The organism is Polyangiaceae bacterium (assembly GCA_016715885.1).
In the GTDB taxonomy this organism is placed as follows: Bacteria; Myxococcota_A; Polyangia; order Polyangiales; family Polyangiaceae; genus Polyangium.
In genome coordinates, this window is the sequence record JADJXL010000001.1 from 209,289 (window position 1) to 222,074 (window position 12,786).

Annotated in this window: 13 protein-coding genes; 4 read left to right on the forward strand and 9 right to left on the reverse strand. The window is 59.3% G+C overall.

Features of this window, described 5'->3' with window-relative positions:
• Positions 1 to 6: 6 nt before the first annotated feature.
• The 4 genes from IPM54_00975 to IPM54_00990 form a co-directional block, all read right to left on the reverse strand.
• Positions 7 to 852, reverse strand: coding sequence for a hypothetical protein (locus IPM54_00975; GenBank protein MBK9258390.1), 846 nt, complete (start codon positions 850 to 852; stop codon positions 7 to 9).
• 30 nt (positions 853 to 882) lie between these two features.
• Positions 883 to 2,730 carry a VWA domain-containing protein gene (locus IPM54_00980; protein ID MBK9258391.1) on the reverse strand — a complete coding sequence of 616 codons (1,848 nt, stop codon included), beginning with the start codon at positions 2,728 to 2,730 and terminating at the stop codon, positions 883 to 885.
• 130 nt (positions 2,731 to 2,860) lie between these two features.
• Positions 2,861 to 3,724: a hypothetical protein gene (locus tag IPM54_00985; protein MBK9258392.1), complete on the reverse strand. Its 864-nt coding sequence runs from the start codon at positions 3,722 to 3,724 to the stop codon at positions 2,861 to 2,863.
• 212 nt (positions 3,725 to 3,936) lie between these two features.
• Complete coding sequence (locus tag IPM54_00990) at positions 3,937 to 4,893, reverse strand: D-2-hydroxyacid dehydrogenase (protein ID MBK9258393.1); 957 nt, start codon at positions 4,891 to 4,893, stop codon at positions 3,937 to 3,939.
• A gap of 10 nt (positions 4,894 to 4,903) precedes the next feature.
• On the opposite strand from IPM54_00990, the gene IPM54_00995 reads away from it, so the two are divergent.
• Positions 4,904 to 6,175, forward strand: coding sequence for an alpha/beta fold hydrolase (locus tag IPM54_00995; protein MBK9258394.1), 1,272 nt, complete (start codon positions 4,904 to 4,906; stop codon positions 6,173 to 6,175).
• Positions 6,172 to 6,957: a CPBP family intramembrane metalloprotease gene (locus IPM54_01000; GenBank protein ID MBK9258395.1), complete on the forward strand. Its 786-nt coding sequence runs from the start codon at positions 6,172 to 6,174 to the stop codon at positions 6,955 to 6,957. The genes IPM54_00995 and IPM54_01000 overlap by 4 nt, the downstream gene beginning before the upstream one ends.
• A 2-nt stretch (positions 6,958 to 6,959) precedes the next feature.
• Here IPM54_01000 and IPM54_01005 read toward each other — a convergent pair whose 3' ends face one another.
• Together IPM54_01005 and IPM54_01010 are read right to left on the reverse strand one after the other, a co-directional pair.
• Positions 6,960 to 8,270, reverse strand: a complete 1,311-nt coding sequence (locus tag IPM54_01005) for a radical SAM protein (protein MBK9258396.1) — start codon at positions 8,268 to 8,270, stop codon at positions 6,960 to 6,962.
• Positions 8,271 to 8,282: 12 nt separating this feature from the next.
• Positions 8,283 to 8,639: a hypothetical protein gene (locus IPM54_01010; GenBank protein ID MBK9258397.1), complete on the reverse strand. Its 357-nt coding sequence runs from the start codon at positions 8,637 to 8,639 to the stop codon at positions 8,283 to 8,285.
• A 10-nt stretch (positions 8,640 to 8,649) separates the two neighbouring features.
• Between IPM54_01010 and IPM54_01015 the strand changes: the two genes are divergently transcribed.
• The gene (locus IPM54_01015) at positions 8,650 to 8,850 is read left to right on the forward strand and encodes a hypothetical protein (protein ID MBK9258398.1); all 201 of its coding nucleotides are present in this window, start codon (positions 8,650 to 8,652) and stop codon (positions 8,848 to 8,850) included.
• 214 nt (positions 8,851 to 9,064) lie between these two features.
• Positions 9,065 to 9,349: a hypothetical protein gene (locus IPM54_01020; protein ID MBK9258399.1), complete on the forward strand. Its 285-nt coding sequence runs from the start codon at positions 9,065 to 9,067 to the stop codon at positions 9,347 to 9,349.
• Between the two features lie 30 nt (positions 9,350 to 9,379).
• On the opposite strand, the gene IPM54_01025 is transcribed toward IPM54_01020, so the two are convergent.
• The 3 genes from IPM54_01025 to IPM54_01035 form a co-directional block, all read right to left on the reverse strand.
• The gene (locus tag IPM54_01025) at positions 9,380 to 10,663 is read right to left on the reverse strand and encodes an AarF/ABC1/UbiB kinase family protein (protein ID MBK9258400.1); all 1,284 of its coding nucleotides are present in this window, start codon (positions 10,661 to 10,663) and stop codon (positions 9,380 to 9,382) included.
• Positions 10,664 to 10,694: 31 nt separating this feature from the next.
• Positions 10,695 to 11,276 carry a TIGR00730 family Rossman fold protein gene (locus IPM54_01030; protein MBK9258401.1) on the reverse strand — a complete coding sequence of 194 codons (582 nt, stop codon included), beginning with the start codon at positions 11,274 to 11,276 and terminating at the stop codon, positions 10,695 to 10,697.
• A gap of 119 nt (positions 11,277 to 11,395) precedes the next feature.
• Positions 11,396 to 12,757 carry a hypothetical protein gene (locus IPM54_01035; GenBank protein MBK9258402.1) on the reverse strand — a complete coding sequence of 454 codons (1,362 nt, stop codon included), beginning with the start codon at positions 12,755 to 12,757 and terminating at the stop codon, positions 11,396 to 11,398.
• Positions 12,758 to 12,786: the final 29 nt, after the last annotated feature.

A 12,786-nucleotide genomic window follows, 5' to 3' on the forward strand; every position in this document is an offset into this window, starting at 1 on the left:
CCATTTTCAAGGATGCGCGCGCTTCATTTCGTCGGCTGCTTCGAGCGCGCTTTCCATTTCACGCACGAGCTCGTCCGCGGCTTCCTGTTCTTTCGCCGCTTGCTCTTCGCGCATCGTTGCCTCGAGTCTTTCATTGACGCGTCGTAATGCCTCGGCAACGCGTTTTCCTTCTTTCGACGAAGCATCCACGCGCTTTTCGCGAATGGCCTTCATTGCAGCATCGACCGTGGGCTTCAGCGGTGCGGCGACCACTTGATCGGCGCGATCGAGCTGCGTTTTGACCTTGCGCGACAGTGCGAGCAATTGGCCTTCGGGCGACGCGTCTTTCCCCTTTTTCCAGCGCCATGCGCCCATGGCAAGAATGCCACCGATCACAATGGCGGCGCCCACCTCCAAAAAAGGCATCGCTTTCGGCGGTACGATCGGCGGCGCGACGGGTGCAGGCAGGGCGACTTCGATGCCTACGCCGTCGAGCGTACTTCGAAAATCATCCCAACCCATCAGCCGCTTTTGCAATGCAATGCGCTTGTTGACGACCAGACACGGGGCGGAAACGCCCGCAGCTGCGCATGATTCTCCCCCTTTGTCGGTCGCAATCGCGCGTACTTCGTGTTTGGCGACATCGCGCGACGTCATGTGAAATCCGCCGCTTTCGAGGTCAATGAGACCAATTGCGTCGACGGATGCTCCTCCAGGCGAGCCCGCGGGCCAAGTCGTCGTGGCCGCATCAATCACCGAGCCGTCGTGCCGCGACGTATACGAGCCGGTGAGTACGATCTCCGTTCCTTGCGGCACGTCGATCGCAATGGCGGGTTTGTCGAGAGGTACCTTGATGATGATGGGTGCAGACATGCGCGTTCGGTGATCGGGGTTTGTCGCAGTTTATCGCAAGTGGGATCGGCTCGCCGTTTCGAGCAGCATGGCGAAGAGCAGCGGATCGCCCATGCCCGTGTTCGTGCCTGCATGCGTGCGCATGCGCGCGAGACGGTCGGCGTCGTTCAAGAAGAGCGGCTCTTCCAGCGTCTTGGCAGCTTCGCGCAAAATGGTCTCGCGCTCCGTGAGCACCGTGATCGCGCCTTGCCGGTCGCCTTGGGCCACGCGCGTCGCGGCGAGCGCCAAGGCCTCGCCTGCGGCAAACCCTTGCACCGTTTTGGCAACCGATGCATCGATCGTCGCGCCGCTCGCCGCATCCGAATCGGCCCACGCGACTTCAATGGGGAACTCTTCCGTCACGTTTTTCTTGGTAATGCGGTCCTTGTACTTCAGCTCCACCAATGCAAGCGGCGCTTTTCCGACGCCCGCGGCAGCTCGAAGCTGAAAAAGCAGGGCATGACTGTCATTGGCAGCAAATGCCGGAATGAAAAACCGCATTCCCCCTTCGAGGTCGTCCTTGCGGTCTTGCTTGATGTTGTCCCGCTGTTCGGCTTGCTTGTCGGCCGCAACCTCCTGCGCTCGTACGCGTTGCGCCTCGGCTGCGGAAAGCCGCCGCGAACCGTACACTTTCAGCAAATCGAAACCCTTCTTGAGCCGAATTCGCAATTCGACCGCCGTTGCTGCGGGATCGAGGCGTTTGTCCATTTCCGTCGTGAGCGCCGGGGCGATTTGATCCGCATCGCGCAAGTAATAATAGCCGCCCGCGCCATCTTCCGCGATGGTGCTCATGAGCGCGCCGTCGTATTCGGCTCCCAACCCAAACGTGCTCGTTTGAATGCCATTTTGAAATGCATCGAGCGCCAGTTTGGACATGCCTTCGGAGGAAAGAATTCCTGCATTGGCGCGACCATCGGACAAGAGCAAAACGACTCGCACCGCATCCGCCGGAATGCTCTTCGTTTGCGCCTGTTGATAACCCAATTCGAGCCCTTTGCTGATGTTCGTTCCGCCGCCTTCTTTGATTTCCGCAATGGTTCTCTTGATGGAGTCTCGACGGGAACCGACCGGACCGTCCGGAATGCGCACGTCCGCGTCGCTCGAAAACGTCACGAGGGAAAAGTCGTCGGTCGGGGCGAGTTTGTCCACGAGCGCTTGGGCGGCCGTGCGAGCTTGCTTGATCGATTCGCCCTGCATCGATCCGCTCACGTCCAGCACCAAATGCACCGATAGATGGGGCCGTTCTTTGGGTTTGTCCGGTGACGATTTCAACGTGACGCGAACGTGAAACGGGCTGCCCGACGGGGGAAGCTTGCTCCGTTCGAGGTCCGCTTTGACGCCCAATGCTTTGCCCTTCGGCACCTCGAATGCCGTCACGTATCGCGCTCCCACGTCCGAAACGAGCTCCCGTTCGGCCATCGGAATGATTCCTCGAGCAACGTTCGCTTCGAATGCTGCAAGGTGTCCACCACCCGGACGGTATGTCGTGGCAAACCGGCCGTTGGGATCGATGGGCGCTATCGTTTCGGCTGGCGCGGGAGGCGCTATCGTGGAATTGCCAGCCATCCACCCGGAGTCACCCTTTTTTGCGCCGGCTTCGCCGCTCCGCGTTCCACCGCCACCCGCAATGTTCATTTTGGGAGGCGCGGGCTTTACTTCCAGCATGCCTGGAGGTGGTGGACTGGCAGCGAAAGCTTTTTCCTTTTCCTTGTCGGCTGGCGCGGTAGCCGCAGATGCGGCAGGTGCTTCCTGAGCTTTTTCGCTCGGAGCCGATCCTTTCATGCAACCCGGTGCAAACGCACTCGTCGCGCAGAGAGTCAAGATGGCGAGCGAATGATCAGTTTTCCAAGTGCGTAACATGTCCTCTTCTGCTCCTCGATGGCGATGCGGCCGGTCTTTGACGTGTCACTTTCGAGATCGATCCATTCGTCGTTCGAGCCTCGTTTACATTGGGTCTTCCCGCTGCGATGAAGCCCTTTCCGTCGCGAGCTCAGTTCGCCACGCACACGTTGCCGTTGCCGATGTCCTCGCACGTGTGATTCGCAGGGCAAGCGGCTTTTCCGTCGCCGCATTGCTGAAAACAAAATCCAATGCCCGCATTGACCCAGCCTGGCTGACACCTCGGCCATGCCCCAGGTTCCCCGCGCGAGCACTCGAGCAGCGTTTCGCAGTCGTTGCCGTAGGTGCGGTCGCAATCCACGTTCGGACCGCCAATCATGCTTTCACACGAATTTTCCTTGGTGACTTTTCGATGACAATTGCAGAGCTTTTCTGCGAGCGCCGCATCGCTGGTCCCGTCGATGGGCGATTTTGCTCCCTCGAATACGCCGACGACGGCCGGTTGCTTGTTGCCCCTGGGCCACGATACGACCAATTTGTGGCTCTTGTCGGTCCAAGAAAAATCGGCGGCAAAGTCGATCCCCTCGACGAACGGCACGACGAGGCTCGTGATTCCCGGGCCAACGTACGTGATTGCCTCGCCATGGCCGCCTTTTTGAATCACGATACTCGTAGGCGTGCCGCCTGAATCGTTTTTCCCACGGCAGCTCACGCGCAGGTATTCACGCACGATTTTCGTTTCGCAATTCAATGCCGACGACCCCTTGACCGTCACCTCTTTCTGCTGCGCATTCCATTCAGCAAGTGTCGGCGCCAGAGATCGACCGGGGCGCGCAGGAAGACTCGTCGGCGGCGGAGGAGCGGCGGGTGTGGGTGCCGTCTCCGTTGCAAGAGGCTTGGCTGCCGATGCAGTTGTCTCCGGTGCCGGCTTCGCAGCAGGCTTGGATTGATCAGCATCCGGTTTGTTGCATGCCCCAAGGGCAACGATCGCAAGAAGGAGAACGACGTTTCGCATGACCACGAGCTCCAAATCGTACGGAATCGAAGCGGTTCCTGGGCCGCTGTGCAAAACGTTATCGCAACACGGAGCGTTTGGGAAGAAGAATTCAACGCAAAGAGGCAAAGACGCAAGGGCGCAAAGACGTCGTCTATGCACTCTCCACCAGAAGCGTGGGTCGAAATTTTGGGATGATGGATAAGAGGATTGGGTCGTGGCCGGAGGCGTTTTCAGTACTCGCGCTCGCGATCCACGGGCGTGAGAATTTCCTCCCCACGCTCGAATCGTTCGAGGTTCGTCAAAAACAACGACACGACGCGTTCGAGGTATCTCGGCACGAAACCCGACATGTGCGGCGTGATGACGAGATTCGGCGTCGTCCAAAGTGGGCTCGACGCCGGCAGCGGCTCCGTTTCAAATACGTCGAGCGCTGCGCCTCGAATACGGCCATTGTGCAGTGCATCTACCAGCGCCATTTCATCCACGATGCCTCCGCGCGAAATGACCACGACGACCGCGTGCGGCGGAAGCAAAGAAAGCTCGGTCGCACCCAGCATGCCCCGCGTGCGCGACGTGAGTGGTGCTGCAATCACCAAATAGTCGGCGAGCGGCAAAACTTTCCGAAGATCATCCGCATGTACGAGCTCGTCCACGTTCGATGTGGGTAAGTGGCGGTTTCTCATGCCAATCACCCGCATTCCCAGAGCTTGGCTTGCTTTTGCAATGGGAAGGCCTACTTCACCAAGTCCCATGATCACCAAGGTTTTTCCTGCGACCGAGCCTGCAACGAAAGGCTCCCAGCGTCGCGCGGCTTGCTCTTCGATTGCCCGTGGCAATTCCCGCTCGAAAGCGAGCATCATCGCGAGTGTGTGATCACGCATTTCCATCGCATGGATGCTCCGCGCATTGGCAATGACGACGCGCGGATCGAGACCCTTTGCGGGCCAAAGGTAATCGACGCCAGCTCCCATGAAGTGCAGCAATCGAAGGCGCACCGCAGCCGACCAGTCGATTCGAGGCGCATATCCACAAAGCAACACTTCCACATCCGGCAAAACAGCCGCGATGTTCGCCTCGTCGACGAACTCTAACTTCCGCCCGGCGGGAGCAAGGAGGGTTGTCAGTTCCGCTCGCGCCTGTTCGTCGGAACGAATATGAATATGGATGAGCTCTGCTCGACGTGTCATACTCGGGCCAATGTATCAGTCGTCGGGACTTCCTCGTAGGGCTTTTTTAGGATTCGAGCTACGTGCACGGCGCAGCTCGGATGATGGCCGAGGTGGAATCGAGGTTTTGCGCGTCACGCCCGAAGGGGCTGCGGCGCGCGCGGGCGTTTGTCCAGGCGATCGGCTCGTGCAGGTGAACGACCATGAAGTGTCAGACCCGCGCGAGCTTGCGCATCATGTTCGGACGCTCGAAGCCGGAAAGCCGCTGCGTTTCGTCGTCGATCGCGCCGGCGAAAAGCGTACGCTCGTTGGTGAAGCGTCGCCGCTACCCATCGAACGCGTGGCGAATGCGGACGTGCATCTGGAACACATTACGGTATTCGAGCATCGACAACGACTTCTATTGACGACGCCGATCGGGGCCAAACCACCGTTTACCGCTGTACTGTATTTGCAAGGGCTCGGTACGCAATCGTGCGAGCTATCGACGGACCCCGACGAACCATTACGAAAACTCATCGAAGGGTTTTCCGCGTCAGGTTTGGCGACGCTGCGCGTGGAGCGTAGCGGCGCGGGAGACAGCGAAGGCCCGTCCATTCAAAATACAAATTTTTTCGCCGAGATTGCCGCATACCGTGCCGCGTTGGATTTTCTCGCCCATGAGCCCATCATCAAGAATGTGATTTTGTTTGGCCATAGCGTGGGTGGAATGATTGCCCCGGTGCTCGCCGGTGAAGGTGCGAACCTCGCGGGGATTGCCGTATTCGGGACGTCTGCTCTGCGGTGGGTCGATTGTATCGTGCGAGCAACTCGCAGGCAAAGGCAACTTGCAGGAATGTCGGGCGAGGAGCTCGAGGAATACGTCGCTGATTGGGCTGAAATGCATACCGAGGTTTGTCGCGGCGGGCATTTGCCCTTTCAGGTATTTGCGACGAGGCCGCACCTCGGGTGGATGGTAGGTAGTGGTTGCCATGGCGAAACGATGTTTGGCCGGCATGCGTCGTTTTTTCAAGAGCTCGAACGCATGGACCTCGTTGCCCTTTGGAAAACCGTGCGTACAAATGTGCTCGTGATGCATGGCGAATACGACTGGGCCTGTGGTCCGGATGAAGGGCGCGCATTGGCGGATGCAGTTGCCGAGGTTGATGCCGCGCGCGTGCAATTCGTCGAGCTTTCCGCGGTGGGACACGACATGCGTCGTCACGCGAGCATCGAAGAGAGTTACGCGAGTCCACGCAAAGGACAGTGGGACGAGCGCGTGGTGGAAACGTTTTTGAAATGGGCCGAGGAGATTGCGCAATGAGTGACGATTCGGGAGCATTGAAACCTGCTCCGCCTGCTTGGCGAATTGCGGCGGTATGGACAGTTTTGTCGATGATCGCGACGCTGCTGCTCATGCCTTATCTCATGGCCCTTTTCGAAGGCATCGACATCCCAAACCGTCCCCCTTTGCCGGTTTTGGTGCTCGCAACGGTTGTGCAGACGGGATTCCTTGCGTTTTTCCTGGCGTGGGCAGGAACGGCGGCCGGCCGGAAACTCGGCATTGGCAGTCCGCTCGTCGAAGCATGGTTTTTCGGCAAACGCCCGCCGATTCCCAAGACGTTTGCGTGGGCGGCTTTGCTTGGCGCGCTGGGCGGTCTGGTCATCGTCTTACTGGATATGATTTTTGCATCGCGCATGCCAACGCCGCTTCGTGGGGCATTGCCGCAGCCGACACCCTTTCAAGGACTGCTCGCGAGCTTTTACGGAGGCATTGCCGAGGAAGTGCTCTTGCGCCTCGGGGTGGCATCGATAGCGGCTTGGGCGCTGGCGAAAGGTATTGGTTTCGAGGGGCGAGGGCGAACGATCGCGCTGACGTTTGGCGTGGTTTTCGCGACGCTCTTGTTTGGCGCCGGGCATTTGCCGACAGCATTTACATTATGGCCACCGCTACCGATTGTCATTGTGCGAACTTTGCTGCTCAATGCGATCGGCGGCATTCTGGCGGGTATCGTTTATGTGCGGCATGGGCTCGAGCACGCGATCGTGCTGCATTTTACGGCAGATATCGTGCTGCACGTGATGACGCCGCTCTTGCGGGGTTAGTATCAACGCGCGTCTTCGACGTCGAGCGCCCATGCGCCGCGATCGAATGGCAACCCTTCGGCTTCTTGAATGCGCGTGACACGTTCGCGTTTGCCCACGCGATGCATTTCGAGCGCTCGATGATGACAATACGGATTGTTGCCGGGTTTGCCGAATAGAGCTGTGGCCATCCACGTGCATCCGCCACGACAAACCGACCCATAATAACAGGTTTTGCAATATCCCCAGCGTTCTTCGGGGCCGCGATCTCGCATGTGCCGCAGCGCGGACGAGCGCTCCCAGATGTCGCGCAATTTATATTTGCGAATGTTGCCGCCGACCCACGATTCCGTTGGAAGTGAAGGGCACCCTTTGATGTCGCCATTCGATTCGATTCCCAGCGTGGAGCGTCCTGCGCTGCAGGATTCGGCATGTTTTTCTGTGGTAAAATTGCGCAAAATGTGTTCGAACGGGCCGTAATAACCGATATTGTTTCCCGGCATCAATTTGATGCGTGCTTCATTGCAGCGTTCTTTCAATGAAGCGAGCATGGGAAAAAGCTCCAGCAAATCATACGGCTGCAAAATGATGTCGGGTTCGTCCGCTGCGCGACCCACGGGTACCGTGAGCTGCAACTGCCAGCCATGGGCACCGCTTTCGACGAGCACATCGAAAATGTGCGGCAAATCGGGCATGCTGAGCCGATTGATTTGCGTGTTCACGGCGACTTGCATGCCCGCCCGCCTCGCATTCACAAGCGCACTTCGCGCAGCCTCATACGACCCGGACAAACCGCGCAATCGATCGTGCGTTGCTTCATCTCCGTCGATTGAAACCGCCATGCTTTGCACGCCCGCTTCTTTCGCCTCCCGCGCTCGCTCGGGCGTGATCCCGCGTCCTCCCGTCACCACCGTGCATTGCATTTGATTGCGACGTATTTCGCGCACGACGTCGAGCCAGCCGTCGTGCAAATACACTTCGCCCCCGATGAGCGCGACTTCGCGCACGCCAAGCTCGGCCATTTCTCGCACGAGCTCACACGCTTCGGCCGTATCGAGCTCGTCCGGACGTGCGCCGCCTGCTCGCGAACCGCAATGTCTGCACGCAAGATCGCAAGCGAGCGTCAATTCCCACACGGCATAAATGGGGCGACATGCCGTATCGACTTCGCGCGTTTCTTCGGCGAGAGGCTCGTGATGCCCGCGCGCTTGGCTTCTCGTGCGCTCTTTTGGGGGCAAGATGGGCAAACTGCGCGGACGCGGACTATCGAGCAGGGCCTGCCGATCGGTCATGTTCGGCCCCAGGTCGGGTTTGTCTCGGCTCACGATTGACACGGACAAACCCGTTCAAACGCGTACGATGTCGCAGGCTTCGTCGGGAAAAACGCAACCGTAGGGTGGGCAAACGCCATTGACGCACTGCCCACCACCGCGGTGTCGCCAGCGATTCTGTTCTTCCCACTCCTGCTGCTCTTGAAGCTGCAAGCGTCGTTGTTCTTCTTCGCGCCGGCGTCGTTCTGCTTCGGCCCGCCTCGCTTCTTCCTCGGCGAGCGCATTGTCGTCGTTGCCGCCGGGATCACGCGCGACCTCGAGCGATTCTTTCGAATTGCGATCGGTCTGAGTGTCGTTGACGTCGACGGTGACGTTTCCGAGCTCGTCTGGGTTGTGCACGACGGTGGGCGAGCTGCAACTTGCGGTGGCCATCGAGGCGGCGATGGCTGCTCCGACGACGTACCTTTGCGCGCGCGAAAGCTCGGGCGATGCGGCTGGGGCCGAAGGGTGTGCGGCGTGCGAAAATCCGATACCGCAGAAGGGGCATGCGATTTCGCCGGCAAAAACATGGCGTTTGCAGGCGGGGCACAGGACCATGGCGTTCATCGATGTACTTCCTTCCGCTTCGGCCGTGAGGCGATGACAGCGGAGCGTGAGGCGGTTGTCAATATGTGTTGATGGAGCTGGTCCATTTTCTGAAAATTCGTGATGGTCGCATGCTCGAGGTCGGTCTGCTGCTTCTCTGGTGCACGGATTTGCCCTTGGCGTGATCGTCGCAAGGCACCCGCAGTCGCGGGCCCAGGGTTGGCCCAGGAGGACACACCATGAACCAGTCGTTCGACGTTTCGACACAGGGAATGGCGCCGAGCAAGCAAGAAGGCAAAGCGACCCAGCTCATCGAGCGGCAGACTTCACGATTGCCGTCGATAACGTATTTGCTGCTCGCGTTCGGCTCGATCGTGCTTTCGGCCGGTCTTGCGGCATCGGCGCAGCCGCAACGACGAATTGGTTTTTCCCGACGTCTCGAGCTTGCCAACTTCGTAGGCCAATGGGCGCCGACGCTATTGACGATCGGCGTCTACAACAAGATCGTCAAGCTCGAGAACGAGCTCTTGCAACAGCGTGGTGGTTTCGGACGGTAACACGACGGGCGGGCTCTCCGTCACGCGTTTCTAAAGCAACCCGGCTTCCTGGAAAAACCGTTTCTCGATGGCCGCGTAATCGACTTCCACGTCGAGCCGCGCGAGCACCGAATAGAAGCCGAATTGCAGCCGATTGATGAACAACATCCCCGGAGGCAATTGCACGAAGTTGCCGTTTTCCTTGGAAAGGACGGCTTCTTTCATGTTTTTCACGCCTTCCACCAGCGTCACCACGTAACTGCGCGTAATCCGGTAAGGCGAATTGAAAAGCGGCTCGAAGCAGCGTCGTGAATAATCCGTGGCCATTTTTTCGTATACCCCGCCACGCGTGTTCAAAATCAGTTTGGCTGCCTCGCGAAATTCATGTTCGTCCTTCTTCATCGCCGCACGGTGAATGTTCCGCGCAAGCTCGAGCCTGTCGTCCTCGATGGGCTGCACGCAGCCAAAGTCGAGAAATACCACCTGCCCATCCTGAAAAATGTAATTACCAGGATGCGGATCGGCGTTGAACATGCCCCCGACGAGGTTTCCTTTGAACACGAAACGCCACATCGTCTCCGCAAAGTATTTGCGCGTCTTTTCGTCCGCCAGGCTCGCCTCTTCCAAAGTTTGACCGCGCGCGAGTGTCGTCGTCAATACGCGTCTGGCACTGCGATCGTCAATGACGTCGGGAATACGTATGGCCGGATCACCCCGGTGAAGCTCGATGAACTTACGCTGCCTACGCGCCTCCAGCTCGTAATCGAGCTCTTCGGTGAAACGAGCACGAAGCTCCGCCAAAACCGCTTTCGGATCGAGCTCTTTCGGGCCCAAAACCGATACCATGCCGCCCATGACATCGGCATTCTGCAGGTCACTTTCCACCGCATTCGCAATGCCGGGATGCTGCACTTTCACGGCGACTTCGCGTCCATCTTCGAGCCGCGCTCGGTGCACTTGTCCAATCGATGCACTTGCAAAAGGTTTGTCGTCCCATTCGACGAAGAGTCTGTCGATGGGCGCTTTCAGCTCTTCCTCCACGATGTTGCGAATGGCCGCCGGAGACGACGTCGGAGCCGCTGCGCGCAGCGATTTCATCGCCGTTTCATACGCGTCGCGTTGCGCTTCCGGAATCATCCCGTCCACGTAGCTCGCCATTTGACCCGCTTTGGCCGCGAGCCCTCGCAACGTGCCCAGCATTTCGGCAGCTTTTTCCGCCGCAACGTCCGCAGGTGACGAACTTCGGAGGAGGCTCACGCCCGTGCGAGCACCCACGCTCGCGAGGCGCACGAACCTGCCCAAGCGTCCTTCGGGAATCTTTCGTTCGTTCGTCATGCCAAGCTCGATCGTTCGAGGTCAAAAAGGTTCAGGGCTTGTCAATCCAGCGGCCAATGTCGGGTATGATCGTTTTCGCCATCCGGTCGAGCAATTGTTCGAGCGAATCGGCGCTCGACAAAAGCGGCCTATGTATAGGGCGGATGAAACCCTCGGTCGAGGCATGATCGAGAAATGAGACGAGAAAGTTGTAGTACCCTCGCACGTTGAGCAGACCCACGGGCTTTTTGTGATAGTTGAGCTGCGTCCACGTGACGACTTCGAAGATTTCTTCGAGTGTCCCCCAGCCGCCGGGCAACGCGATGAACGCATCGGACATGCTGGCCATCATCGTTTTTCGTGCGTGCATGCCATCGACGACGAAAAGCTCGGTGAGCCCGTCATGCGCGATTTCCCGCGTTTTGAGCTTCTCGGGAATGACCCCGTAAACCTTGCCGCCCGCGGAAAGAGCGCCGCCGGCGACCGCGCCCATCATGCCGACACGCCCGCCGCCGTACACGACCTCGATGTTGCGCTCGGCCAAGTACGCACCTGCTTCACGTGCTGCATCGAGATAGTGGGTGCCCACTCCACCGCTCGAACCGCAGTAGACGGCGATGCGACGGAATGGCAAACGCTGGATGGTCATGGCGGGAGAATCAACCAAGGTTCGGGGACCGGCAACCGAAAAGTGCAGTCAACCGACCTCGGGCACGATGACGCGGCCTCGAGCCGCTTGGGAGGGATGCTAGATCACGGCCCGATGTGCGCAGCAGCCGCGCCATCGACGATGCCTGCGGTCCACGTGGTGAGCGCAGTGCCGCCGACGGTGGTGTTGTAGTAGCCATTGCCGCCCAAATACGTGTGCGTCGTAGCGTTGATATAGTACGAGCTCCACGCGGGCGACGGCTGCAAGAACATGTCGCGGATTTCCGCCAGACCTGCGGTGTATTGAGCTTCGGAAAGCGATCCTGCAAACCCGTCGATGTTTGCACAGTTGTTCGCGCCAAACCCGTAGAATTGTCGAATGGTGTTGTCGCGGGTCGACGAAACCACGCCCAAATGGGCTGTCGGGTATTTCAGCGCAAGATGCTTCCACGCATTGACGAGGCCACCGCCGTTCGGCAATGCGCAATCGGCGCAACCGGCCGGAAGCGTGGCATTCAAATTGTAGAGCGTGCGCCAGCGTTCCTGGAGGCATGGCGTCATGTACGTGTCGGTCATGGGCGGGCCCGAATCGTCGATGAGCGATACCGGCGTCGGACAGAACGCCTGCGCGACGCGGTCGTAATTGTAGAATGCGCCGAAACCACCGGCACTCTCGCCCGTGAGCAAGACTTGCGTGACATTCTTGAAGGTGGGAATGATGCGCTTCAAGTAATGGCCGATGTTGGCGTACCCGACGAACGATTGGTTTTTCGGAGCAAGTCCACCAGGCACGTCGACGCCCGTCGCATTGCCCGCATGCACGTCACCCGTGCAATAGGGGACATAAACAAAACTCCAATCCTTGAGGGGATTTTCATTGTTCGATGTGCTGAAAAGGCCGCCTGAAGGTCCATTGCCGAAGTTGCCACTGCCGTACGATCCGGGGTTTGCCGTACACGTCAAACCGTTGAAGCATGCGCCGCCTCCTTGGAGATAAATCACGAGCTTCGTCGAATTCGGATTGATGCGAATACCAAATCCCGTCGCGCTCCCCGTGCGGCATTTCGCCTCGGGTACGGGCACCCACGTCCACGTATTGTCGGGCGCGGTAACCGGCGCTCCATCAAAGGGGCCTTCGGGGCTACACATCTGACCGCCGCCTCCGGCACCACCTCCGCCACCCATTCCGCCAGCGCCGCCGCCACCAGCGCCGCCCATTCCGCCAGTGCCGCCGCCAGACCCAGCCATTCCGCCACCGCCGCCGCCGGCGCCACCCATTCCGCCAGTGCCGCCGCCAGCGCCGCCCATTCCGCCGGCGTTTCCTCCACTACCGCCCGTGCCGCCATCACCACTGCTCGATCCGGACGAGCTGCTCGTCGAAGTGGTCGTTTGGGCATCGTCGCCACAACCGACGACGGCAACGAGGGACATTGAAATGGCGCACAAGAAGGTTCGAGAAGGCATCATGCGCCGACGATAGGCGACATCCAATCGAT

Excerpts from the sequence above, each read along its gene's own strand:
- IPM54_00975 (MBK9258390.1), bottom strand. The coding sequence starts at position 852 with ATGTCTGCACCCATCATCATCAAGGTACCTCTCGACAAACCCGCCATT.
- IPM54_00990 (MBK9258393.1), bottom strand. The coding sequence starts at position 4,893 with ATGACACGTCGAGCAGAGCTCATCCATATTCATATTCGTTCCGACGAA.
- IPM54_01000 (MBK9258395.1), top strand. The coding sequence starts at position 6,172 with ATGAGTGACGATTCGGGAGCATTGAAACCTGCTCCGCCTGCTTGGCGA.
- IPM54_01010 (MBK9258397.1), bottom strand. The coding sequence starts at position 8,639 with ATGGCCACCGCAAGTTGCAGCTCGCCCACCGTCGTGCACAACCCAGAC.
- IPM54_01025 (MBK9258400.1), bottom strand. The coding sequence starts at position 10,663 with ATGACGAACGAACGAAAGATTCCCGAAGGACGCTTGGGCAGGTTCGTG.
- IPM54_00985 (MBK9258392.1), bottom strand. The coding sequence starts at position 3,724 with ATGCGAAACGTCGTTCTCCTTCTTGCGATCGTTGCCCTTGGGGCATGC.
- IPM54_01015 (MBK9258398.1), top strand. The coding sequence starts at position 8,650 with ATGGCTGCTCCGACGACGTACCTTTGCGCGCGCGAAAGCTCGGGCGAT.
- IPM54_00995 (MBK9258394.1), top strand. The coding sequence starts at position 4,904 with ATGTATCAGTCGTCGGGACTTCCTCGTAGGGCTTTTTTAGGATTCGAG.
- IPM54_00980 (MBK9258391.1), bottom strand. The coding sequence starts at position 2,730 with ATGTTACGCACTTGGAAAACTGATCATTCGCTCGCCATCTTGACTCTC.
- IPM54_01020 (MBK9258399.1), top strand. The coding sequence starts at position 9,065 with ATGGCGCCGAGCAAGCAAGAAGGCAAAGCGACCCAGCTCATCGAGCGG.
- IPM54_01035 (MBK9258402.1), bottom strand. The coding sequence starts at position 12,757 with ATGATGCCTTCTCGAACCTTCTTGTGCGCCATTTCAATGTCCCTCGTT.